Below are 23,577 nucleotides of genomic sequence, written 5' to 3' on the forward strand. Positions count from 1 at the left end.
GGGAACAACGGGGCACTTCAGGGCGTTTTCGCCCGTACAGGGAGGCGGCATGACAGAGACGGCGAGCGGTCCGGCACGGAGTTCCCGCGCCAGGAGCACCAAGGCGAGCAAGGGCCTGCGTGTCGAGCGCATCCACACCACCCCGGGGGTCCACCCCTACGACGAGGTGGCCTGGGAAAGCCGTGACGTCGTCATGACCAACTGGCGCGACGGCTCGGTCAACTTCGAGCAGCGCGGCGTCGAGTTCCCCGACTTCTGGTCGGTGAACGCGGTCAACATCGTCACCAGCAAGTACTTCCGCGGTGCCGTGGGCACCCCGCAGCGCGAGACCAGCCTCAAGCAGCTGATCGACCGCATCGTGAAGACCTACCGGAAGGCCGGGGAGGACCACAAGTACTTCGCCTCGCCCGCCGACGCCGAGATCTTCGAGCACGAGCTGGCGTACGCCCTCCTGCACCAGATCTTCAGCTTCAACAGCCCTGTCTGGTTCAACGTCGGCACCAAGCAGCCCCAGCAGGTCTCCGCCTGCTTCATCCTGTCCGTCGACGACTCCATGGAGTCGATCCTCGACTGGTACAAGGAAGAGGGCATGATCTTCAAGGGTGGCTCCGGCGCCGGCCTGAACCTCTCCCGGATCCGCTCCTCCAAGGAACTGCTGTCCTCCGGTGGCAACGCCTCCGGCCCGGTCTCCTTCATGCGCGGAGCCGACGCCTCCGCAGGAACGATCAAGTCCGGTGGCGCCACCCGCCGCGCCGCCAAGATGGTCGTCCTCGACGTGGACCACCCGGACATCGAGGACTTCATCGAGACCAAGGTCAAGGAGGAGGAGAAGATCCGCGTCCTGCGCGACGCGGGCTTCGACATGGACCTGGGCGGCGACGACATCGCGTCCGTCCAGTACCAGAACGCCAACAACTCCGTCCGTGTGAACGACGAGTTCATGAAGGCGGTCGAGCAGGGCGGCCAGTTCGGGCTGCGCGGCCGGATGACCGGCGAGGTCATCGAGGAGGTCGACGCCAAGGCGCTCTTCCGCAAGATCGCCGAGGCCGCCTGGGCCTGCGCCGACCCCGGCATCCAGTACGACGACACGATCAACAACTGGCACACCTGCCCCGAGTCCGGCCGGATCACCGCGTCGAACCCGTGCAGCGAGTACATGCACCTGGACAACACGTCCTGCAACCTGGCCTCGCTGAACCTGATGAAGTTCCTGAAGGACGACGGCAAGGGCAACCAGTCCTTCGAGGCCGAGCGCTTCCAGAAGGTCGTCGAGCTGGTCATCACCGCGATGGACATCTCGATCTGTTTCGCGGACTTCCCGACGCAGAAGATCGGCGAGAACACGCGCGCGTTCCGCCAGCTGGGCATCGGCTACGCCAACCTCGGCGCCCTGCTGATGGCCACCGGCCACGCCTACGACTCCGACGGCGGCCGCGCCCTCGCCGGTGCCATCACCTCCCTGATGACCGGTACGGCGTACCGCCGCTCCGCCGAGCTGGCCGCGGTCGTCGGCCCGTACGACGGCTACGCCCGCAACGCCGACGCCCACAAGCGCGTCATGAAGCAGCACTCGGACGCCAACGACAAGGCCGTCCGCATGGACGACCTGGACACCCCGGTGTGGGCCGCCGCCAGCGAGGCCTGGGGAGACGTGCTGCGCCTCGGTGAGAAGAACGGTTTCCGTAACTCCCAGGCGTCCGTGCTCGCCCCGACCGGCACCATCGGCCTCGCGATGTCCTGCGACACCACCGGTGTCGAGCCCGACCTCGCGCTGGTCAAGTTCAAGAAGCTGGTCGGCGGCGGCTCGATGCAGATCGTCAACGGCACCGTTCCGCAGGCCTTGCGCCGCCTGGGCTACCAGGAGGAGCAGATCGAGGCGATCGTCGCCCACATCGCCGAGCACGGCAATGTGATCGACGCCCCTGGTCTCAAGCCCGAGCACTACGAGGTGTTCGACTGCGCCATGGGCGAGCGGGCCATCTCCCCGATGGGCCACGTCCGCATGATGGCCGCGATCCAGCCCTGGATCTCCGGCGCCATCTCCAAGACGGTCAACATGCCGGAGACGGCGACCGTCGAGGAGGTCGAGGAGATCTACTTCGAGGCCTGGAAGCTCGGCGTCAAGGCCCTCGCGATCTACCGCGACAACTGCAAGGTCGGCCAGCCGCTCTCCGCCAAGAAGAAGGAGGAGAAGAAGGCCGAGGAGCCCGCCGTCGTCGAGACCAAGGTCGAGAAGGTCGTCGAGTACCGCCCGGTCCGCAAGCGCCTCCCGAAGGGACGTCCCGGCATCACCACGTCCTTCACCGTCGGCGGTGCCGAGGGCTACATGACCGCCAACTCCTACCCGGACGACGGTCTCGGTGAGGTCTTCCTGAAGATGTCCAAGCAGGGCTCGACCCTCGCGGGCATGATGGACGCCTTCTCCATCGCGGTCTCCGTCGGCCTCCAGTACGGCGTGCCCCTGGAGACGTACGTCTCGAAGTTCACGAACATGCGCTTCGAGCCGGCCGGTATGACGGACGACCCGGACGTGCGGATGGCGCAGTCGATCGTCGACTACATCTTCCGCCGCCTGGCGCTGGACTTCCTGCCCTTCGAGACCCGGTCCGCGCTCGGCATCCACTCCGCCGAGGAGCGCCAGCGTCACCTGGAGACCGGCTCGTACGAGCCGAACGAGGACGAGGTCGACGTGGAGGGCCTGGCCCAGTCGGCCCCGCGGGCCCAGGAGCTGAAGGCCGTCACCGCGCCGAAGAACGACGAGGCGACCAAGCCCGCCCCGCAGCAGGCTCACACCAGTGCCGAACTGGTCGAGATGCAGCTGGGCATCCAGGCGGACGCCCCGCTGTGCTTCTCCTGCGGTACGAAGATGCAGCGCGCCGGTTCCTGCTACATCTGCGAGGGCTGCGGCTCGACCAGCGGCTGCAGCTGACGCCGAGCGCCTGAGGAGATGACAGAGGGGCACCGTCCACGGGACGGTGCCCCTCTTGTCGTTGGCGGCGCGGGGCCTACGGGCGGTGTGCCGCGCCCATCGTCCTGGCGAAGGACACCGGGTCGCCTTCGAAGCCGTGGAGGCCGGGCCGGAAGGTCCACGCGCCGGAGCTGTCCCGGGTGAACTCCGCGACCGTCGCCGCCGTCGCTCCCAGGACGCCGCCGAAGTCGTCCTCGGCGAGGACGTCGTATCCCTCGCGGATGCGCAGGCCGGGGTTGACCACGCTGACGAAGGTGCGTTCCGCCGGGCGCTGCTGGATGACGACTCCCACCACCACGCGCGCGTACCGGCCGTCGAGCCGGTCGAGTTCCAGTGTCATGACCTCGTCGTAGCCGAAGCCCTGGCCGTCCTTGCTGTCCCGGTTGAGGTAGATGGTGCCGTCGGGGGAGCGGCTGTCGAAGTGCACCACGTAGGCGGGATCGCCGTGCGGATCGTCGGCCGGATAGGTCGCCGCGACGAGGTCCAGGTCGGTGGACGGCTGTCCCGCCGGACTGGGATCCCACCGCACCGCGATCTCCACCTTGCGAAGTCCCTTGTTGAGCCCGTCCACCAGCGTCCCCTTCCCCGTACCGACCCGCCCGTTCGCCCCAACTGCCGGGCACTCACGACTGTTTGTCCATCCTGCCACGCGCACGGGTGCGCGCGTGGGGGAGCGGTCCAGCCGAGAGTGACCGGCGCCACGCTCCGTGGCCTTACCATGGCGCGGTGCTGGTCAAGTGGATTCGCTGCACCGTGGTGGACCGCCGCGGTTTCGAGCGGGGGCAGCGGAAGTGGGCGGGGCTTCTGGGGGAGCCGGGGTTTCGCGGGCAGGGGGGTGGCTGGAGCCGGGGGCGACCGGACGTGGCGCACATCTTCGCGTTCTGGGAGAGCCGTGCCTTCTACGACTCGTTCATGGCGCGGTCCCACGACCGGCTCGCGTCGGCCCAGTCGGGCACCTTCAAGGACGCGCAGGTCAGACTCTTCGACTACCGCTTCGACGTGAAGACGGGCTTCGAACCGCGCTTCACGGACGCCGACCTGCTGCGGGTGGCGCTGTGCCGGGTCCATGAGGAGCGGGCCGAGCACTTCGTGCTGATGCAGGAGAAGGTGTGGAACCCGGCCATGGCGGGTTCGCCCGGGATGGTGCGCGGGCTGTTCGGCGAGGCACCGGGACACGAGTACCTGGTGTTGTCGATGTGGCGCTCGGCCGCGGAGCACGGCAAGTACCGCACCGAGCGAGTGGAACGGCTCGCCCTGAGGGCCCAGACGGAGGCGGACGTGGCGGCACTCACCGGGGACGTCGTGGACATGGAGCCGAGCTGGACGGTGTGATTCCGTGCCTCCACGTGCCGCACGGGGCAGCCCCGGACGCCGGGGACGGGGCGGGTGCCGGTCCGGAGGGGTGCGTTCTGCATCGGCCACGACGACCTGCTTCGGAAGAACTGGACTTTCGATCGAACGGATGTTCGGTCGATGTGGTCTGTGGTGCAGGATCTGTGTGACCTACGCTCCAAGGGCGCGGTACGTGTGCTCGACCGGCCCTCACCCGATCTAGGGTTTTGGCATGGCACGACCACGGCGCATCGTCCTTGTCCGGCACGGCGAGTCAACGGGCAATGTTGATGACTCCGTGTACGAGCGTGAACCCGACCATGCCCTGGCGCTGACCGAGCGCGGCCGGCGGCAGGCTGCGGCGACCGGCGACCGGTTGCGTGAACTGTTCGGCGACGAGCGCGTCAGCGTCTACGTCTCCCCGTACCGCCGTACGCACGAGACGCTGCGGGCCTTCCGCCTCGACCCCGGACTCATACGCGTCCGCGAGGAACCCCGGCTGCGCGAGCAGGACTGGGGCAACTGGCAGGACCGGGACGAGGTCCGCCTCCAGAAGGCCTACCGTGACGCGTACGGCCACTTCTTCTACCGATTCGCCCAGGGCGAGTCCGGCGCCGACGTCTACGACCGGGTCGGCGGGTTCCTGGAGAGCCTGTTCCGCAGCTTCGAGGACCCCGACCACCCGCCGAACGTGCTGATCGTGACCCACGGCCTGGCCATGCGGCTGTTCTGCATGCGGTGGTTCCACTGGACGGTCGCGGAGTTCGAGTCGCTGTCGAACCCGGGGAACGGCGAGGTGCGGATGCTCGTTCTGGGAGACGACGGCAAGTACACGCTTGACCGGCCGTTCGACCGCTGGCGAGATCCCGAGCCGTACGGGGTCACTGGATAGAGTGGCAGGGCGATGACCGCTGACTCCTCCCTCGACGCGCGCCTGGACCGCGCCCTGGCAGCCCTGCGCGGACTGTCCGTGGGGGACGCCCTGGGCTCCCAGTACTTCGTGCCGGTGAACTACCCGCTGCTGAAGCGGCGCGAGGTGCCGTCCGGGCCGTGGCAGTGGACCGACGACACGGAAATGGCGTGTTCCGTCGTCGCCGTCCTGGCCGCCCACCACCGCATCGACCAGGACGCCCTGGCCCGTTCCCTCGCCGGGCACCACGATTTCGACCGGGGCTACGGTCCCGCGGTCAACCGCCTCCTGCGGCTCGTCCGCGAGGGCGGCGACTGGCGCGAACTCGCCGCCGGGCTCTTCAACGGGCAGGGGTCCTGGGGCAACGGCGCCGCGATGCGGATCGCCCCCCTGGGTGCCTGGTACGCGGACGACCCGGAGCAGGCGACCCACCAGGCGGAGATCTCGGCCTATCCCACCCACCAGCACCGCGAGGCCGTCGTCGGCGCCATGGCCGTCGCCGCGGCCGCCGCGTTCGCCGCCGCGCCGGGCGGCCCGCCCGGCGCCGGGGCCCTCCTCGACGGGGTCATCGAGCTGGTGCCGCAGAAGAGCGCGGTGGGCGCGGGGCTGCGCCGGGCCCGGGACATGCTCGACTACGGTGACGCGGCCACGGTCGCGGCCGTGCTGGGCTGCGGACGGCGCACGACCGCCCATGACACCGTGCCCTTCGCCCTCTGGTCGGCCGCGAGAAGCCTCGGCGACTATGAGCAGGCGTTCTGGACGACGGCCCAGGCCGGCGGGGACGTCGACACCACCTGCGCCATCGTGGGCGGTGTGATCGCCTCGGGGAAGGCGGGTACGCCGCCCGCCGAGTGGACGGAGCGGACGGAGCCGCTTCCCGACTGGGTGCCCACGTCGGCCTAGCGGCCGCAACTCTCCGTGCGCTCCGGGAACTGTCGGTGCCCGGCCGCGCGTCCGGGTTCGCGCTTCGCTCCGTGGTTCACGAATGCGACACGATGCTGGGAAGTGCGTCTGGGCACCGCGAACGGGTGCGTCTTCGACGCCATCCCGGCGATGATGGTGTACCCGTCCAGAATGTGCGGCTGTGAATGACAGGACCAGGAAATCGAGGAGATGATCGACCAGTTGAGGGTTCCGCCGCTGCGGCCGAGCGGCGCCTGGCGGCGGCTGGCGAGGGCCGCGACCCTGCCCGGGGAGGCCAGGGTGTCGCGGGCGGTTCCGGGCGGCGTAACCTAGGGGCGCCATGCCGTACGAACCGCCTACTCACACCGTCGAGCGCTCCCTTCGAGCCACGACCGGAGCGAAGATCGTTGCAGGTGTCGACGAGGTGGGGCGCGGCGCGTGGGCCGGCCCTGTCACCGTCTGCGCGGCGATCACCGGACTCCGCCGACCGCCCGAGGGCCTCACGGACTCGAAGCTCCTCACCATCAAGAGGCGCACCGAACTCGCCGAGGAACTGCGCAAGTGGGTGACGTCGTACGCCCTGGGGCACGCCTCCCCGGAGGAGATAGACGATCTGGGGATGACGGCCGCGCTGCGGCTCGCGGCGGAGCGTGCTCTGGTCGCTCTGCCGGTCCGGCCCGACGCGGTCATCCTCGACGGCAAGCACGACTATCTCGGTGCGCCCTGGCGGGTCCGTACGGTGATCAAGGGTGATCAGTCGTGCGTGGCGGTCGCCGCGGCTTCGGTGATCGCCAAGGTCCAGCGCGACAAAATGATGGCCGAACTGGGTATCGACCATGCAGACTTCGGTTTTGCGGACAACGCCGGGTATCCCTCACCCGTGCACAAGGCCGCACTGGCGGAGCGGGGGCCCACCCCCTACCACCGGTTGTCGTGGGCGTATCTTGATGCGCTGCCCCAGTGGCGGCACCTCAAGAAGGTCCGCAGCTGTACGGACGGAAGCGTTCCGGAAATCGAGGGCCAGCTCGGCTTCGACTTCTGACGGTTTCGTCCGCACGCACGCGCCACCCGCCGACGCGGGTCGTACCAACGTTTGATAAATATCAACCCATGCCTCTCATTCCCGAGGAGCCTCAGATTCACGAGAGTGCCCAGGGTCCCCGCGCCACTCCGGCCAGCGGCCGCACCGCGCCGACCCCTCGCCCCGTACCCGGCCCCCGTCCCGCGGCTCCGTCGCGTCCCGGTCGTCCCGGCCCTCTCCGGCCGACGCCGCCGGTGCAACGTACGCCGCGTGAGGTGGCCGCCGCCAAGCCCGGCCCGTCGAGTGCCGCCCCTGCGACCACCCCGCAGATCCAGCCTGATCCCGGCTTCCGTCGAGGGCGCGCTCGACGCCGCCGAGGAGGCCGTGGACCTGCTGCTGGACTCCGGTCGCGCACCCGGCGACGTCCTGGTGATCACGACCGGCGAACAGCACCCGTGGGCCGCCCACGAGCTGTCCTTCGGCGAAACCTCCTACTGGGCCCAGCACGACGCCGGAGACGACGTCTTCTACACGGACGCCACCGTCGCGGCCCGCGCCGCGTCGCGCCCCGTGGTCGTGGTCGCCGTCAACGGCGGTACCGAGGCCGCAGCCGCGAGCGCCCTGTCCCTGGCCCACTCCCGGGCCGGCGCCCTGCTGATCGTCTGCGGTGATCCGCAGCGGATCAACTCGGTGCTGGGCGCCGGCGTCTGAGCCGGTTCCGCAGCGCCCGGCAGGGCGCTGGGAGTTGACTTCGGACGCCGCTTCAGCGGGTTCCCGCACGGTGGGCGGTTCGGCGTGCCCGAGGACCGGTGCCACCGGGCTGCGTACTGGTTTGCGAGTTCGAGAGGCGCGGTCTGCTGCCCTGGCCGGGTCGGAGCACACGCGGACTCATCAGGGGCCGCTCTGCGGGCGCGAGAACTGCCGGTCGGGCGTACCTCGTTTGAGGCGGGTCCTGGCCCGGGCGCAGCTCGTGGAGGTCACTACGACCATCGGTCCATGCCCCGGGAAGTGCTCGGCGCGGTCGCCTGCGACCGTCGGACCGAGGGCCGGGGGAAGGCTCGGGCCGCTCGCTGCGACCGCCCCGGCGTCGATCGTGGGTGCCGTACGGCTATGGGGCCGTACGGCCATTGGGCAGGGCCCTGGGGTTGCGCCGTGACGCGGTCCGTCCCGAGTCTCAGCGTGCCGCCGCCGCGCGGCGCAGGACCTCGGAGGCGGCGCCACCGGTGCGCGGCGGCGGTGGCGGTGCCTCCGAGGTGTCGAACGGCTCCGGTGCCGAGCCCGAGTGAGGACGGCGTCCGCCCCGGCCCTCGCCGAGGACCTGCCAGCCGTCACGGGTCAGCGTGATGTACGCCCCGCAGCGCAGCCCGTGCAGGGTGCAGGCGTCGCGCAGCCCCCACATCCACGCGCCGTCCTCCTCCGTCCAGCGGGCATCGCCCTCGCGGCAGTAGAGCAGCACCGCGGTGCGCACCGGTGTGCGGCGCCGCAGATCGTGCGGGATGACCCGGCGGAGCTGGGCCAGCAGCACGTTGCGGAACATCCAGCCGTCGGCCGGGGCCGGGCGGCGGACGAACGAGGCGCTCGCCCGCAGCCGCTCGTCCGGGTCGAGCACGGCGATGACAGCGGTCGCCGGCTGCGGATGGTGCCGGGCGTGGAGTCCGCTGACCACCTCACGGGGGTTACGCAGCAGCGGGATCCCGGCGGCGGCCCATTCCGCGGGTTCGAGCAAGCGGTTGGCGGAAGCGGCGGACGTCGACGCCGCTGCCGAGGCCGGAGCGAATCCGAAGGTCACGGTCCTCCCTTCGGCTACGCGCCCACACTGCGGGCGGGGTCGGATTCCTGGGAGCGCGCACCGCAGCGAAGCCCAGCCGGAGGAGCGGGCGTTCCGTGCGGGAGCGGACTTCAATTCTTCCTGTCGAACTTGAATGCGGCAACGAGCAATTGAGGCAGCCGACCGTTATCAGATGATGCGCGGCTAATATCCCCACCCCGTGCGCTGCCGGGCCACCCATGGGGCGTTCGAGCACGACACGTTCGTACGCCATGGGGGCATGCGGCGTCCAGAGTCGTGCGCAAGCGGGGAGGCGGCCGGTGTCCCGCACCCTGTGCCCGGCAGGGCACCGGCGGGTGGGAGTGGGACGGCCGCCGGCCGGCCATGCCGTCAGCCCTGGACGGCCAGCACCAGCGGCAACACCCCCTGCGCACCGGACCGTCGGAGCATGCGGGCCGCGACCGCCAGGGTCCAGCCGGTCTCCGTGTAGTCGTCCACGAGGAGGACCGGCCCGCCGGACTCGGCCAGGGCGGATGCCAGGGCGGGCGGCACGGCCAGGGCCCCGTCGAGCGCCTTGAGGCGCTGCGCGCTGTTGCTCCGGGACCCCGGGTGCGCGTCGCCCGTGTACTCGACGGTCCCCAGCAGCGGCAGCCGGCCGACGTCCGCGATGTGCGCCCCGAGGGATCGGATCAGTCGGGGCCGACTGCGGGAGGCGACCGTGACGACGCCGACCGGGCGGGGCTGGGCGTCCGGTCCGCCCGCAGCCCAGCCTCCGGGACCCTTGGCCCAGTCGGCCAGCACTTCCACGACGGCCTTCGCCACGTCGTCCGGCACGGATTCGTCGGGGGCCTGGGGGGCGAACATGGGCCGCAGCCGGTTGCCCCAGCCGATGTCCGACAGCCGCCCCAACGCGCGTCCCGGCGCGGCCTGTTCGCCGGCCGGGATGCGTCCCTTGAGGTCCACTCCGATCGCCGGCAGACCGGTGGGCCACATCCGGCGGGGTTCCACCTCGACACCCGGCCGTCCCAGGTCCACGCGCGCGGCGTCGAGCGCCTCCTGGGACGTGTCCGCCGTGAAGCGCGGCCCCGCGCAGTTGTCGCAGCGACCGCACGGCTTGGCGGCCTCGTCGTCCAGCTGGCGCTGCAGGAACTCCATGCGGCAGTCCGCCGTCGACGCGTACGCGCGCATGGCCTGTTGCTCGGCCTCGCGCTGACGCGCCACCCAGGCGTACCGCTCGGCGTCGTACGTCCACTGCTGTCCGGTCGCGATCCAGCCGCCCTTGACCCGCTTGACCGCCCCGTCCACGTCGAGGACCTTGAGCATGGTCTCCAGGCGGGAGCGGCGCAGCTCCACGAGGGGCTCCAGGGCAGGAAGGGACAGGGGTTTCTCCGCGTGCGCGAGGATGTCCAGCGTGCGACGCACCAGGTCTTCCGAGGGGAAGGCGAGCGACGCGAAGTACTTCCAGATCGCCTCGTCCTCCTTCCCCGGGAGCAGCAGTACCTCGGCGTGCTCCACACCCCGTCCCGCTCGGCCCACCTGCTGGTAGTAGGCGATGGGGGAGGAGGGCGAGCCGAGGTGCACCACGAACCCCAGGTCGGGCTTGTCGAAGCCCATGCCCAGCGCGGATGTCGCGACCAGCGCCTTCACCTTGTTGGCGAGGAGGTCCTCCTCGGCCTGCTGGCGGTCGGCGTTCTCCGTCTTGCCCGTGTACGACGCGACCGTGTGCCCGCGCTGCCGGAGGAAGGCGGTGACCTCTTCGGCGGCGGCCACGGTGAGCGTGTAGATGATCCCGGAACCCGGCAGTTCGTCCAGGTGCTCGGCGAGCCAGGCCATCCGGTGTGCGGCGTCCGACAGCCGCAGCACGCTCAGACTCAGGCTGTCCCGGTCCAGCGGACCCCGCAGCACCAAGGCGTCCGAGCTGCCGCCCGTGCCGAGTTGCTCCGCGACGTCGGCCGTCACGCGCGCGTTGGCCGTGGCCGTGGTCGCGAGCACCGGCACACCGGGCGGGAGGTCGGCGAGCATCGTCCGCAGCCGGCGGTAGTCCGGCCGGAAGTCGTGGCCCCAGTCGGAGATGCAGTGGGCCTCGTCCACCACCAGAAGCCCGGTGGCGGCCGCGAGCCGGGGCAGCACCTCGTCCCGGAAGTCCGGGTTGTTGAGCCGCTCGGGGCTCACCAGCAGGACGTCGACCTGACCCGCGGCGATCTCGTCCTGGACGGCCTCCCACTCCTCGGTGTTGGAGGAGTTGATCGTCCGGGCGTGGATGCCGGCCCGCGCCGCTGCCTCGACCTGGTTCCGCATGAGCGCGAGCAGCGGGGACACGATCACGGTCGGGCCGCTGCCCCGCGCCCGCAGCAGCGAGGTCGCCACGAAATACACCGCGGACTTGCCCCAGCCCGTGCGCTGGACGACCAGCGCACGGCGTCTGTCGGCGACCAGCGCCTCGATGGCCCGCCACTGGTCCTCGCGCAGCCGGGCCGCTCCCGAGACGTCCCCGACGAGACGGGCGAGGACCGCGTCGGCCGCCGCCCTGAGATCCGCGTTGCTCGTGTGCTCCATGCGTTCCATACAACAGGACGGCACTGACAGCCGGAGCGGTGGACCGTGCGATCGGATGCCGTTCCGACCTCGAGTGACGTGTCCCTGATCGGAGTTATCCACAGGGACAAGCGGAGGTTTGGATTCCGCGAGATCGTCTCCGCATGACGAATCACAGCGAAGCGACTGGATCCTCCGAAAACGGCGACATCACCGGGCCTGAGGCGCGGGGCGGGCATGAGGAAAGCGGAGACGCGAGGCCGGGGAGCGACCCGGCCGGGCCGTACGCCCTCGGCCCCGCGTCCGACGGCCACGGCGGCGAGCACCAGGTCACCTTGCGCACCCCGGCCGAACTGGCCGACGCACTGCCGTATCTGCTCGGATACCGCCCCGAGGACAGCATCGTCCTGGTCGCCCTGCACGACAGGGACGGTCGAGGGCGGTTCGGGGGCCGGGCCCGGCTGGGCATCCCCGCGAACCCGGACGACTGGCCGTCCGCGGCCAGGCAACTGGCCCACGGCCTGGTGAAAGGCAGCGAGCGCCGAGGGGCCCGCCCCGAGTCGATGGTCGCCTTCCTGTGCCAGGAACCGGAGAAGGGCCAGTCCGGGCAGCAGGTGATGGAGCGGCTGAGGCCCCTGGCCCACAGGCTGCGCGTCGAGTGCGGATCCCTGGACGTGGTGGTGGTCGAGGCGTTGTGCATCTCGGAGGGCCGCTACTGGTCGTACTGCTGTGACAACGCGGCATGCTGCCCGCGTGAGGGAGCCCCCATGGGCCTGCCCGGTACGTCCGTGCTGGCCGCCGCGGCCACCTATGCGGGGATCCAGGTGCGCGGCACGCTGCGAGAGCTGCGGGCCCGGCTGCAGCCCTGGGAGAACGCCGCTGCCCTCCAGCAGGAAGCCGCCCTGGACACCGCCAGCATGGCGCTGGTCCCGAGAATCCTGGACGACGCGGGCCGCGCCGAGGTGGCCGACGAAACGCTGGAACTGGCCGGGAAGGTCCTGGACCGCTTCGCCGAGGCACAGCCCGTCTCAGGCGTGCTTCTGGCGGATCTCCGCGACGACGAACTGCTCGGGCACGATGAGGCCGCCCGGTTGATCCTCGGCCTCCAGGACCGCGCGACCCGCGACCGAGCGGCCGAGTGGATGGAGGGCGACGAGGCCGCACGCGCCCTTCGCCTCTGGCGGACCCTGGCCCGCCGCTGCGTCGGGCCGTACGGCGAACACGCCGCCGCACCGCTCACGCTCGCCGGCTGGGTCGCCTGGTCCACCGGTGACGAGCTGGAGGCCCGGGAAGCCCTCGCCATGGCCCTGGGCGCCGATCCGGACTACCTCTTCGCCCGGCTGCTGCACCAGGCCTGCAACGACGGACTCGACCCCGAGTCGATCCGCACGTGCCTGCGAGCGGAGCGGGAAGGCCGTGGGCGCGCGGTGACCGACGGCTCGGAAGCGGGCGTGGACGGAACCGCATCGCGCTCGGACGGCTCCGCCACTCAGGAGGGCGGCTCGGTCGCTCGGGAGGACGGCGCCGAGGGTCGGGCGAATGGCGCCGATGCTCGGCAGGGCGGCGCCGAGGCTCGGGCAATCGGCAGCGCCACACGAGCGCTCGGCACCGAGCCTCGGGCGGACGGCTCCGCCACTCGGCAGGACGGCACCGAGGCTCGGACCACCGGCAGCGCCACACGAGTGCCCGGCACCGACACTTCACCGGTCGGCCTTGAGGCACAGGCAGACGGCGACCAAGCCGCCAGGCGCGGGACAGCCCTGCCCGAACTGGAGCCGCACCCCGAGCCGCACCCCGACCCCCGCACTGAGCCCCAGTCCCAGCCCTCACCCGCGGCGGTGCCCTCGCGCCGTCGACGCCGCTCCCGGCCCGCCGGTGCCTCCGGCGGTGCCCCTGCCCGTGCCCGGGCGGCAGGCCCTGACCCGAGCACGCGGCCGTCCCACCGGCGTACGCCGACGGGTACCACGCGCCCTGCCGGTGCTGCTGAAGCGCAAACGCGCCCCGGGCGTGCCACGCCGGCGGGTTCGGCGGGATCCAAGACGGCGCGCACAGGAGATACGCGTGCGCGTGCGGCGCGCAAGGCGGCCATGCCCTGCACGGACACCGGGCGGGAAGGTGGGCAGTCCGGCCGCAGCGCGGAGGGGGAGGAGTGAGGATCCGCCCGGCGGCCGGGAGGCACAGGGGGCAGGTGCACGGGCGTGACTCGGAGGACGTCCACACCGTTCACCTGAGTGGCGGAACGGCTGGACGGGCCGTGACGCCGCACTGCCCCTGCCCCGTCGGAGCCCTCCGGCACCGGCGCCGAACTCGATCGAGGCGCACAGAGCGCAGAGGAAGCCTTCCCATGCAACAGCCGACTCCGCCCTCCGCCGCCGACGACCGCCGTTCCTCGGACGTACCCCCGCCGCCCCTCCGGCCAAGCCGTGACCTGACCGGGTCCGGCATTCCACGGCCGGGGGCCCAGGATGTCGCTCCGCGACCGGCAGCCCGGGGCGACGGTTTCGGTCCCAGGTTCCCTGGAGGCACCTCGCCGGCCGCACCTGCCTCGCCCGGCTCAGCGCCCCCGGGGTCGGACCCACGACCGCCCGACCCGCCAGGCCCGGACCGTCCCTCTGCCCGATGGGCGACCCAGAGCCGTCGCCCCGGTCTTCCCCCTGGTCGCGGCTCGGCCTCGCCGCCACCTGCCCAGGGCAGGCCTCCATCGCCCCCGGGGCAGGCGCCCCCGCCCCGGGGTGCCACGATCCCCGGGCTGCGCTGGTCCGCCGACCTGCCGCCCGCCCACACCGTGCTGATCTGTGTCGCCCTCCCCGGCCTGGCCATCTCGACGGAGGAAGGGCAGATGACCGGCCGGGGTCTCGAAGGGTTCTATCGCGCCGGCCGACGGGTGCTCTCCCGGTGCGAGATCCGCGTGGCCGGGCGGGAACCCCTCCCAGTCCAGGCACGGATGGCCACGGCCGACCGCGCCAGGTTCGTGGGCACGCTCCGCACCTCCCCGCAGGCCGGCCCCGACCCGGACGTGCTCGTGGAACGTAACCGGTACGCGGACGGCACGGAGCGGATCACCCTGCACAGCGCGGCTCCCCGGCCGCTGCGCCTGCCGGTCGAGGTGTCCCTGGGCACGGACCTGGCCGACCTCGAGGCGATCGCCTCCGGCAGCGCGGGCCCCGAACTCCCCGCCAGCGTCCACGACTCCGGCCTGCGCTGGTCCTGCGCCACCGGCAACGCGTCCGTCACGGCCGCGCCGCCTCCCTCGGACGCCCTGGCCTCGGCCGGGCTGCTGCGGTGGGAGCTCGACCTGCCGCCCGGAGGGAGCAGAAGCGTCGAACTGAGGGTGCGGCCGGACGGAGCGGGGCCCCTGCGAGCCGTGGGCCGCGCGGCGACCAGCCCCCTCGCCGCGGCACGCGCGGAAGGCGACGATCTCAGAGTCCCCGCGCTGCTACGGACCAGCATTGAGGACCTCCAGGCCCTCTTGCTGCGCGACGCCGCGAACCCCGCCGACACCCACCTCGCCGCCGGGGCACCCTGGCGCTGCGGACTGGCCCCCGCCGACGCGCTCGTCGCCGCCCGGATGGCCCTGCCCCTCGGCACCGGCCTCGCCGCGGGGACCCTGCGCATTCTCGCCCGGACCCAAATCACGGGAGGACCGCAGTCCGGGATGATCCCCGGCCCGAGACGGGACGCCGGGCCGCACCTTCCGCCCCAGTGCACCGGTACCGAAGCCACGCTGCTCTTCCCGGCACTGCTCGGAGAGGCCCGCCGCTGGGGCCTCTCCGAGCAGGAGACGGAGGAACTGCTGCCCGCCGCCGAGCGCTGCCTGACCTGGCTGCGGACCACCGCGGGTGACGGCACCTACCTGCGCGACCCGCAACGCGGCGGGCCCGTCCGCTGCGAGACACAAGCCCACGCCCACCGCGCCGCACTGCTCGGCGCCGATCTGCTGGACGCCTGCGGACGCACAGGGGGGACAGCGCTCCGGCAGTGGGCGCAGGAATTACGGACCGCCTTCCGGAAGGACTTCTGGGTCGATGACCTCGGAGGCGGCCGGCCTGCCGTGGCCCGTGCCCCGGACGGCAGACCCGTGCCCCACCTGGGCGCGGCCGCCGTGCACCTGCTCGACACCGGCTTGCTGGGCGGGGGTGCGTCGGCACCCGGTCTGCTCGACAAGGTTCAAACGGAGCACCTCGCCCGGCTGCTCGGCAGCCCGGTCATGGACTCGGGCTGGGGTCTGCGCGGTCTGGGCGCGAAGGAAGCGGGATACAACCCGTTCGGCCACCGCGCCGGGGCCGTACGGGTCCAGGAGACGGCACTCGCCGTCGCGGGTCTGGCCGCCGCGGGCTACGAGAAGGAGGCGAGTTCGCTGCTGCGCGGCGTCCTCGCAGCAGCCGAAGCCTTCGGCCACCGCATGCCCGAGATGTACGCGGGAGAACAGCGCACGGAGGGGAGCGCCCCCCTCCCGCACCCGGCGGCCTGCCGCCCGGCGGCCACGTCGGCGGCCGCCGGAGTCCTGCTGCTGACCGCGCTGGCCGGCATCCGCCCCGACGCCCCGGCGGGGACGGTCACCCTGCGCCCCGTGCGCAGCGCCCCGCTGGGCGAGATCGGCCTCATGGGGCTGCGGGTGGCGGGAGCACCCTTCTCCGTGCGGGTCAGCCGACTCGGCCTCGCCATGGTCGAGGAGGCAGCCGACGGGCTGCAATTGGGGGTGTGACCTGGCACGACCGACCACCGCCGGATGACCGGGCCCCGACACCGCAGCTCGTACCGCACCGAAGTGGATCAGTAAGCGAAGCGACGCCGAAGGGAGTGTTTATCGTCAGGCAGACGACTATGATCGCGGCATGCCCTACGACCCGTCAGCCTTTCCGCCCTTCGCCGTCACCGTGGACCTGGTCGTGCTGACCGTGCGCCGCCATGCCCTGTGCGCGCTGGCGGTACGCAGGGGGGAACCGCCGTTCCAGGGGCGCTGGGCGCTCCCCGGCGGCTTCGTACGGGCCGATGAGGACTTGGCGCAGGCCGCGGCACGCGAGCTGGCCGAGGAGACCGGACTGCGGGTCCACGACCCGTCCGTCCCCGCGCAGGACAACGGCGCACATCTGGAGCAGCTCGCCACCTACGGCGACCCCAAGCGGGACCCCAGGATGCGGGTCGTCAGTGTCGCCCACCTCGCCCTCGCTCCCGACCTGCCCGCGCCCAAGGCGGGCGGCGACGCCAGCAACGCGCGCTGGGCCCCCGTCGAGGAACTGCTGCAGCAGGGCGGCTACGGGCGGGACGCCGAGCCGGTCGCGCCGCTCGCCTTCGACCACGCGCAGATCCTGGCCGACGGCGTGGAGCGCGCTCGTTCCAAGATCGAGTACTCGTCGCTGGCCACCGCCTTCTGCCCGCCCGAGTTCACCGTCGGAGAGCTGCGCCGCGTCTACGAGGCGGTCTGGGGCGTGGCGCTCGACCCGCGCAACTTCCATCGCAAGGTCACGGGCACCCCGGGCTTCCTCGTCCCCACCGGTGGGACGACCACACGCCAGGGCGGCCGCCCGGCGCAGCTCTTCCGTGCCGGTGGCGCGACTCTGCTCAACCCCCCGATGCTGCGCCCCGAGGTGTGACCGGCGGCCCCAGCGAGGGCGCGATCGTCGCCAGGTCCGGAACGCGATCGGCCCGCAGTTCCGGCAAGGCATCGTCGCTGTACCCGAGATAGGCCTTGGGGTGCCCGAAAAACCGGACATAGCACGCTATCTTGCTTCGGGTGATCCAGGCCTTCGGACTGACCAGCAACCCCCGCAAAGAGCTTCCGCCCGCAGCCGACGACGTCTCCTTCGAGGCGCGAGCGGGCCGCGTCACCGCGCTGCTGGGGGCACCGGGCGCCGGCAAGACGACGGTCCTCAGACTCATGCTCGAACTCCAACAGGGCCGCGGTGTCACCTACTTCCGCGGCCGCCCCCTGCATCGCATCGCCCACCCCTCGCGCGAGGTCGGCGTGCTGCTGGGCGACGTGCCCGGCCACCCGGCCCGCACCGTCCGGGGGCATCTGCGCATGCTGTGCGCCGCGGCGGGGGTGCCGGTCCGGCGTGCCGACGAAGTCCTGGAGACGGTCGGCCTGGTGAGCCTGCGCGACGAACGCCTCGGCACCCTCTCACGCGGCATGGACCGCCGCCTCGGCCTCGCCTGCGCCCTCCTGGCCGACCCGCACACCCTCGTCCTCGACGACCCTGCCGACGGGCTGTCCAGCCGCGAGGCCAACTGGTTGCACGGCATGCTCCGCGCCCACGCAACCCACGGCGGCACGGTCCTGTTCACCACAGCTGACCCCAAGGAGGCCGCCCGTACCGCCGACCAGGTCGTCACGCTGGAGCAGGGCAGGCTCGTGGCCGACCAGGAGGCCGCCGAGTTCTCCCGCACCCGCCTGCGTCCCCGTGTCGCCGTCCGCAGCCCCCACGCGGCCCGCCTGGCGGCTCTCCTGGCCAAGCAGGCCCGCACCTCGCAGCGCTCCGTCGAGGTCGTACGAGAGGGCGGCAACCGCCTCTCCGTGTACGGCAGTACCTGCGCGGACATCGGCGAGACCGCGTTCCGGAACGGCATCGTCGTCCATCAACTCGCCGACGAGATCGGGGACATGGGGCCGGGCGCGGGCGCCGCTCCGGTAGGTGCGCCGGGTTCCGGCCGCCGCTTCGTCGATGCGGCGCAGGGGGAAGTGGGCGACCGCTGCCGGGGCGGTGCATGGGGAAGGTCCGCCGGCAAGGCAGAACCCGCCGGGGTCGAGCCGGAACCCGCCGGTGTCGGTCTGGAACGTGACGGGGGTGTTCCAGTGCGACCCGGAGTCGGTCGGGGACGTGACGGGGGCGATCCCGACGGGGTCGGTCGGGAACATGACGAGGGGGATCCAGTGCGACCCGGTGTCGGTCTGGAACGCGACGGGGCCGAGCGGGAGCGCGCGGATGTGGGGCCGGAGCACGCCACGGTCGGGCCAGAACGAACCCCTGACGCGCACTGGGCCATCGCTGCACCCCGGGCCGGCGAGCCGGAACCGTCCCTCGGCACGCCCCTGCGGGCCACCCCAACCCCCGGGGCCGCGTCCACCGAGCCGCGACCGACACTTGAGCCGCGACCCACCAAGGACACCCAGGGCCGGGCCTCCGACAAGTCGTCACCCTCTTCCGGTCAGGCGCAGCCCTCCACCGAACCGCACGAGTGCTCCGACGTCCTCATGGCCGACGACCCGGGCAACGCCGCAGCCTCGCCGCAGAAGGCGACGGCCTCGCCCTCACCGCCCCGTGCGCTCCACCCCGCCCCCGTCCGCACGGCCCGCACGCTCGACGCTCTGCCTCCTCTGCCGCCCCCCATCTCCGTCCGCCCCGCCCCCAGCCCTCTGCGCCCCCTCCGCTACGAGATCCGCCGTGCCGCCGGGATCGGCACCGGCTTCCTCACCGGGGCCGTCGTGCTCGTCGTGTCCGCCGTGACCGCCGTCGTGCTCGCCCGTATCGGGCACACCCCGCAGCCACGCCTGCTGGCCGCGTGGCCACGGGAACTGCCTCTGCCGCCCGCGGCGCTCGGCGCGGGACTGCTCGGCGCGCTGGCCTTCGGCGACGAATTCCGCCACCCCGCCCTGGCGGCGGACCGCGGCACCGTGCCCCGCCGGCTGGGGCTGCTCGCCGCGAAACTGCTCGTCGCATCGGTCACCGCGCTGGTGCTGGCGGTCCTCACCGTCGGTTGCGACGCCGAAGTGCTCTACCTCGTCTACGGACGGGAACTCGCCCAGGTTCCCGCCGACTGGATCGCGCTGAGTGCGAACTGGCTCGGGCTCGTGGTCGGCTGCGCCTGGGCGGGCGTACTGGCCGCAGGGGTCTTCCGGTCCACCACGGCCGGGCTGGCCGCGGTGGCCGCCGTACCCCTCCTCGTCGTACCCGTCGTGCACCGGCTCCTGGACGGACCGTCCGTACGGACCGCGGCCGGGCTTCCGACGCGGCTGCGAGAGGCTCTCCTGCCGCGGTGGCCCTTCGGGGGAGAGCGTTACGTGGAGACCGCGCTCAGGGTGATCTCCCAACCGGTCGGCGGCGCACTGACGTTGTCGCTGACCGCTCTGCTCTGCGCGTATCTGCTCACGACGATGCGGAGCAGATTCCGGTGACGACTGTCCGTAACGCTTCGTCCGGCCATGCGCACAACTCCCCGCAGAACGCCCATTTCTTTCCGATAAGGCGTCAATTGCGACGGGGTGAGCGATCACCCTTTCGTGTGCTTTTCACCAAAGACCTCAAGGGAGTTGGAGACGGCGCCGACAAAGGATGCGTGAGTACCCTTGCGCACACCATGATGACCGCCGCCCGCTCCGCTGACTCCGGCCTCGCGAACCCGGGCGAACTCGACCGCTACCCCTACGCCGAGGCGCCCGCCGTCGACCGTGTAGGGGCCCCTGCCTGGGACGGCGCGGACCCGGAGCTCGGCCGTGTGGGCCGACGAGCCGCGGGCAGCCGCGGACGCGGACTGCACGGCCAACTCGTCCAGCAACTCGGTCAGATGATCGTCTCCGGAGACCTGGGCGCCGACCGCCCACTGGTGCCCGAGGAGATCGGCCAGCGCTTCGAGGTCTCCCGCACCGTCGTCCGCGAGTCGCTCCGCGTCCTGGAAGCCAAGGGCCTGGTGAGCGCCCGCCCGAACGTCGGCACGCGCGTGCGTCCCGTCAGCGACTGGAACCTCCTCGACCCGGACATCATCGAGTGGCGGGCCTTCGGGCCACAGCGGGACGACCAGCGCCGCGAGCTGAGCGAGCTGCGCTGGACGATCGAGCCGCTCGCCGCCCGCCTCGCCGCCGGGCACGGGCGCGAGGACGTCCAGCAGCGCCTCATGGACATGGTCGAGATCATGGGGCACGCCATGGCCCAGGGTGACGCGCTCACCTTCTCCCGCGCCGACTCCGAGTTCCACTCGCTGCTCATTCAGATCGCGGGCAACCGCATGCTGGAGCACCTCTCCGGGATCGTGTCCGCGGCCCTCCAGGTCTCGGGCGGCCCGGTCACGGGCTGTGACCGGCCGAACGAGACGTCGCTGGCGCACCACAGCCGCATCTGTGACGCCCTCGCCGCCGGTGACGGCGCCGCGGCCGAGGCGGCGATGCGGCAACTCCTCACGGTCCACCCCGAGGTGGAACGGGTGGTGCCCGCCCCGCGCGAGCACTGACCGCGTTCCGCGGGCGGCGCGGCCGGGTGTGCCACCCCCCTCCTGTGGCAGTGCCCGATCGGTGAACCGCCTCCCGTCGGACCCCGCGGGATCTTCGGTGATCCCGCGGGGTCCGACGGCGCGAACGGGTCGTGGCCGCCCTGGTGCGGTGCGGGGCGCCACGCGCGCGTCGTGGATCCACCGGAGCGGCCGGTCGTAACAGAGGTGACCGCCTCTGCCCGCGTCTGACCGTTTTTATTCGCTTACGGGGTGTGACTCGGGCCACGCAGATTGGGCGTAACGCTCGCGGGAAGAACGCGATGACCTAAGAGGTGACAGCCGCGGAGGGAATACGGACGCCGTTCATGGCGCTGTGCATCTTCCCGGCCCCCGCCCGCGCCGTCGGCCCATCCCCAAGCCGGCGGTCGGCTCCTGTCCCCCGTGGACGGTGCCGGAAGCCGTTTTCCAACGTTCCGAGAGGTTGTTCGTGTCGGCCAGCACATCCCGTACGCTCCCGCCGGAGATCGCCGAGTCCGTCTCTGTCATGGCGCTCATTGAGCGGGGAAAGGCTGAGGGGCAGATCGCCGGCGATGACGTGCGTCGGGCCTTCGAAGCTGACCAGATTCCGGCCACTCAGTGGAAGAACGTACTGCGCAGCCTCAACCAGATCCTCGAGGAAGAGGGTGTGACGCTGATGGTCAGTGCCGCAGAGCCCAAGCGCACCCGAAAGAGCGTCGCAGCGAAGAGTCCCGCCAAGCGCACCGCCACCAAGACGGTCGCGGCCAAGGCGGTGACCACCAGGAAGGCCACCGCCACCGCCACGTCGGCGGCGCCCGCCGCCGAGCCCGCCGTCGAGGAAGAGGCGCCCGCCAAGAAGGCGGCCGCCAAGAAGACGACCGCCAAGAAGGCGGCCGCGAAGAAGACCGTCGCCAAGAAGACGGCGGCCAAGAAGACCAGCGCCAAGAAGGACGACGTCGAGCTCCTCGAGGAGGAGGTGCTCGAGGAAGCAGCCCCCGGCAAGGCCGGCGAGGAGCCCGAGGGCACCGAGGCCGCGGGCTTCGTGCTGTCCGACGAGGACGAGGACGACGCGCCCGCGCAGCAGGTCGCCGCCGCCGGTGCCACCGCGGACCCGGTCAAGGACTACCTCAAGCAGATCGGCAAGGTCCCCCTGCTCAACGCCGAGCAGGAGGTCGAGCTCGCCAAGCGCATCGAGGCGGGCCTGTTCGCCGAGGACAAGCTGGCCAACGCCGACAAGCTGGCGCCCAAGCTGAAGCGCGAGCTGGAGATCATCGCCGAGGACGGCCGCCGCGCCAAGAACCACCTGCTGGAGGCCAACCTCCGTCTGGTGGTCTCCCTGGCCAAGCGCTACACCGGCCGCGGCATGCTCTTCCTGGACCTGATCCAGGAGGGCAACCTCGGTCTGATCCGCGCGGTCGAGAAGTTCGACTACACCAAGGGCTACAAGTTCTCCACGTACGCCACCTGGTGGATCCGTCAGGCGATCACCCGCGCCATGGCCGACCAGGCCCGCACCATCCGTATTCCGGTGCACATGGTCGAGGTCATCAACAAGCTCGCGCGCGTGCAGCGCCAGATGCTCCAGGACCTGGGCCGCGAGCCCACCCCGGAGGAGCTGGCCAAGGAGCTCGACATGACCCCGGAGAAGGTCATCGAGGTCCAGAAGTACGGCCGCGAGCCCATCTCGCTGCACACCCCGCTCGGCGAGGACGGCGACAGCGAGTTCGGTGACCTCATCGAGGACTCCGAGGCGGTCGTCCCGGCCGACGCGGTCAGCTTCACGCTCCTCCAGGAGCAGCTGCACTCCGTCCTGGACACCCTGTCCGAGCGCGAGGCGGGCGTCGTCTCGATGCGCTTCGGTCTCACCGACGGTCAGCCGAAGACCCTCGACGAGATCGGCAAGGTGTACGGCGTCACGCGCGAGCGCATCCGCCAGATCGAGTCCAAGACCATGTCGAAGCTGCGCCACCCGTCGCGTTCGCAGGTGCTGCGCGACTACCTCGACTAGTCGAGGTCGTACGACGCGGAAGGCCCGGTTCCCCGAGGGGACCGGGCCTTCGTGCTGCCGCCTCTCCGCAGGTGCGGGGTGTCTCCGGGTGGATCACCCTGGGTGTCTCACCGACCCCACGGAGTGAGGAGTGCGTATGCGTCGTCGCCTAGCCCGAGCCCTGGCCCGGTCACTGGTCCTGGTAGCCGCGGCATCCGCCGTATCCATGGGTTCTGCCGCGCCTGTGGCCGCCGACAGCGTGGTCATAGGCGGATTCCCCGTCGACGCGTCGGAGAGCCCGTGGACGGTGGCCCTGTCCAGTCGTGACCGGTTCGGAGGTACGCGCGCGGGGCAGTTCTGCGGCGGCGTGGCGGTCGGCCGCAGCACTGTGCTCACCGCGGCCCACTGCCTGGACGAAGACGTCCTGGGCGGGCCCCCGGAGCGGGTCCGTGATCTCAAGGTCATAGCGGGGCGCACGGACCTGCTCTCGGATCGCGGCGGTCAGGAGATCGCCGTGCGAGAGAGCTGGGTGAACCCGGCGTACGACGGTGTCAGCAACTTCGGGGACTTCGCCGTACTGACCCTGGCCGAACCTCTTCCGGCCGGCTCGGTGATCGGCATGGCGGCCGATGGTGATCCCGCGTACGAAGTGGGCGGGACCGCGACGGTGTACGGCTGGGGCGACATCTCGGGCGCCGGCGAGTACCCCGGCGGCCTGCGGGCGGCACGCGTGCGCGTGCTCCCCGACGCGCTCTGCGAGGACGCGTACCCGGGGGGTACCGACGGCACCTACGACGCCAGGAGCATGCTGTGCGCCGGGGAGACGGAGGGAGGCCGGGATGCCTGCCAGGGCGACAGCGGTGGGCCGCTGGTGGCCCAGGGGCGGTTGATCGGACTCGTCTCCTGGGGGACGGGCTGCGGACGGGCCGGCAGTCCCGGGGTGTACATGCGGGTGTCCGACATCATGCGGACGCTCGGCTGGACGCGGGTGTGA

Annotated in this window: 15 protein-coding genes and 2 pseudogenes; 14 read left to right on the forward strand and 3 right to left on the reverse strand. The window is 71.7% G+C overall.

From position 1 onward, the window contains the following. Positions 1-49 precede the first annotated feature (49 nt). Positions 50-2,929: a vitamin B12-dependent ribonucleotide reductase gene (locus tag C1703_RS29715; protein WP_114255707.1), complete on the forward strand. Its 2,880-nt coding sequence runs from the start codon at positions 50-52 to the stop codon at positions 2,927-2,929. Between the two features lie 76 nt (positions 2,930-3,005). Here the strand turns inward: C1703_RS29715 and C1703_RS29720 are convergent, their stop codons facing one another. After that, a complete protein-coding gene (locus tag C1703_RS29720) occupies positions 3,006-3,539 on the reverse strand; it encodes a TerD family protein (protein WP_114255708.1) in 534 nt (177 codons plus the stop codon). 155 nt (positions 3,540-3,694) lie between these two features. On the opposite strand from C1703_RS29720, the gene C1703_RS29725 reads away from it, so the two are divergent. From C1703_RS29725 to C1703_RS29750, 6 genes and pseudogenes are all read left to right on the forward strand, one after another. Next, on the forward strand, positions 3,695-4,300 hold the full coding sequence (locus tag C1703_RS29725; protein ID WP_114255709.1) for a YdbC family protein: 606 nt from the start codon (positions 3,695-3,697) through the stop codon (positions 4,298-4,300). 232 nt (positions 4,301-4,532) lie between these two features. Then, positions 4,533-5,192 carry a histidine phosphatase family protein gene (locus C1703_RS29730; protein ID WP_114255710.1) on the forward strand — a complete coding sequence of 220 codons (660 nt, stop codon included), beginning with the start codon at positions 4,533-4,535 and terminating at the stop codon, positions 5,190-5,192. Positions 5,193-5,204: 12 nt separating this feature from the next. Further along, positions 5,205-6,113 (forward strand): ADP-ribosylglycohydrolase family protein, encoded by a 909-nt coding sequence (locus C1703_RS29735; RefSeq protein ID WP_114255711.1) that lies wholly within the window; start codon positions 5,205-5,207, stop codon positions 6,111-6,113. Positions 6,114-6,166: 53 nt separating this feature from the next. Then, positions 6,167-6,368: pseudogene (locus C1703_RS39920) on the forward strand (TetR family transcriptional regulator); the annotation flags it as partial. Positions 6,369-6,453: 85 nt separating this feature from the next. Then, complete coding sequence (locus C1703_RS29745) at positions 6,454-7,155, forward strand: ribonuclease HII (protein ID WP_114255712.1); 702 nt, start codon at positions 6,454-6,456, stop codon at positions 7,153-7,155. Between the two features lie 68 nt (positions 7,156-7,223). Continuing rightward, a pseudogene (locus C1703_RS29750) lies at positions 7,224-7,845 on the forward strand (hypothetical protein). 463 nt (positions 7,846-8,308) lie between these two features. On the opposite strand, the gene C1703_RS29755 reads toward C1703_RS29750, so the two are convergent. After that, positions 8,309-8,923 (reverse strand): hypothetical protein, encoded by a 615-nt coding sequence (locus C1703_RS29755; RefSeq protein ID WP_114255713.1) that lies wholly within the window; start codon positions 8,921-8,923, stop codon positions 8,309-8,311. 369 nt (positions 8,924-9,292) lie between these two features. Beyond that, positions 9,293-11,458 (reverse strand): RecQ family ATP-dependent DNA helicase, encoded by a 2,166-nt coding sequence (locus tag C1703_RS29760; protein ID WP_114255714.1) that lies wholly within the window; start codon positions 11,456-11,458, stop codon positions 9,293-9,295. A 143-nt stretch (positions 11,459-11,601) separates the two neighbouring features. Here C1703_RS29760 and C1703_RS29765 point away from each other — a divergent pair, with 143 nt between their 5' ends. The 7 genes from C1703_RS29765 to C1703_RS29795 all read left to right on the forward strand — a co-directional run bounded on the left by C1703_RS29765 (position 11,602) and on the right by C1703_RS29795 (position 23,577). Beyond that, a complete protein-coding gene (locus tag C1703_RS29765) occupies positions 11,602-13,590 on the forward strand; it encodes a DUF4192 domain-containing protein (protein WP_114255715.1) in 1,989 nt (662 codons plus the stop codon). Between the two features lie 191 nt (positions 13,591-13,781). After that, complete coding sequence (locus C1703_RS29770; RefSeq protein ID WP_269803218.1) at positions 13,782-16,142, forward strand: glycogen debranching N-terminal domain-containing protein; 2,361 nt, start codon at positions 13,782-13,784, stop codon at positions 16,140-16,142. 130 nt (positions 16,143-16,272) lie between these two features. Then, positions 16,273-17,031, forward strand: coding sequence for an NUDIX hydrolase (locus tag C1703_RS29775; RefSeq protein ID WP_114255716.1), 759 nt, complete (start codon positions 16,273-16,275; stop codon positions 17,029-17,031). Between the two features lie 140 nt (positions 17,032-17,171). Beyond that, positions 17,172-19,550, forward strand: coding sequence for an ATP-binding cassette domain-containing protein (locus C1703_RS29780; RefSeq protein ID WP_114255717.1), 2,379 nt, complete (start codon positions 17,172-17,174; stop codon positions 19,548-19,550). 161 nt (positions 19,551-19,711) lie between these two features. Then, positions 19,712-20,599 carry an FCD domain-containing protein gene (locus C1703_RS29785; RefSeq protein ID WP_114255718.1) on the forward strand — a complete coding sequence of 296 codons (888 nt, stop codon included), beginning with the start codon at positions 19,712-19,714 and terminating at the stop codon, positions 20,597-20,599. A gap of 466 nt (positions 20,600-21,065) precedes the next feature. Then, positions 21,066-22,604, forward strand: a complete 1,539-nt coding sequence (locus tag C1703_RS29790) for an RNA polymerase sigma factor (RefSeq protein ID WP_114257651.1) — start codon at positions 21,066-21,068, stop codon at positions 22,602-22,604. 136 nt (positions 22,605-22,740) lie between these two features. Beyond that, complete coding sequence (locus tag C1703_RS29795; protein WP_114255719.1) at positions 22,741-23,577, forward strand: serine protease; 837 nt, start codon at positions 22,741-22,743, stop codon at positions 23,575-23,577.

The sequence above is a fragment of the Streptomyces sp. Go-475 genome (genome assembly GCF_003330845.1).
In the GTDB taxonomy this organism is placed as follows: Bacteria; Actinomycetota; Actinomycetes; order Streptomycetales; family Streptomycetaceae; genus Streptomyces.

Excerpts from the sequence above, each read along its gene's own strand:
- C1703_RS29795 (WP_114255719.1), top strand. The coding sequence starts at position 22,741 with ATGCGTCGTCGCCTAGCCCGAGCCCTGGCCCGGTCACTGGTCCTGGTA.
- C1703_RS29735 (WP_114255711.1), top strand. The coding sequence starts at position 5,205 with ATGACCGCTGACTCCTCCCTCGACGCGCGCCTGGACCGCGCCCTGGCA.
- C1703_RS29730 (WP_114255710.1), top strand. The coding sequence starts at position 4,533 with ATGGCACGACCACGGCGCATCGTCCTTGTCCGGCACGGCGAGTCAACG.
- C1703_RS29770 (WP_269803218.1), top strand. The coding sequence starts at position 13,782 with ATGCAACAGCCGACTCCGCCCTCCGCCGCCGACGACCGCCGTTCCTCG.
- C1703_RS29745 (WP_114255712.1), top strand. The coding sequence starts at position 6,454 with ATGCCGTACGAACCGCCTACTCACACCGTCGAGCGCTCCCTTCGAGCC.
- C1703_RS29775 (WP_114255716.1), top strand. The coding sequence starts at position 16,273 with ATGCCCTACGACCCGTCAGCCTTTCCGCCCTTCGCCGTCACCGTGGAC.
- C1703_RS29760 (WP_114255714.1), bottom strand. The coding sequence starts at position 11,458 with ATGGAGCACACGAGCAACGCGGATCTCAGGGCGGCGGCCGACGCGGTC.
- C1703_RS29715 (WP_114255707.1), top strand. The coding sequence starts at position 50 with ATGACAGAGACGGCGAGCGGTCCGGCACGGAGTTCCCGCGCCAGGAGC.
- C1703_RS29765 (WP_114255715.1), top strand. The coding sequence starts at position 11,602 with ATGACGAATCACAGCGAAGCGACTGGATCCTCCGAAAACGGCGACATC.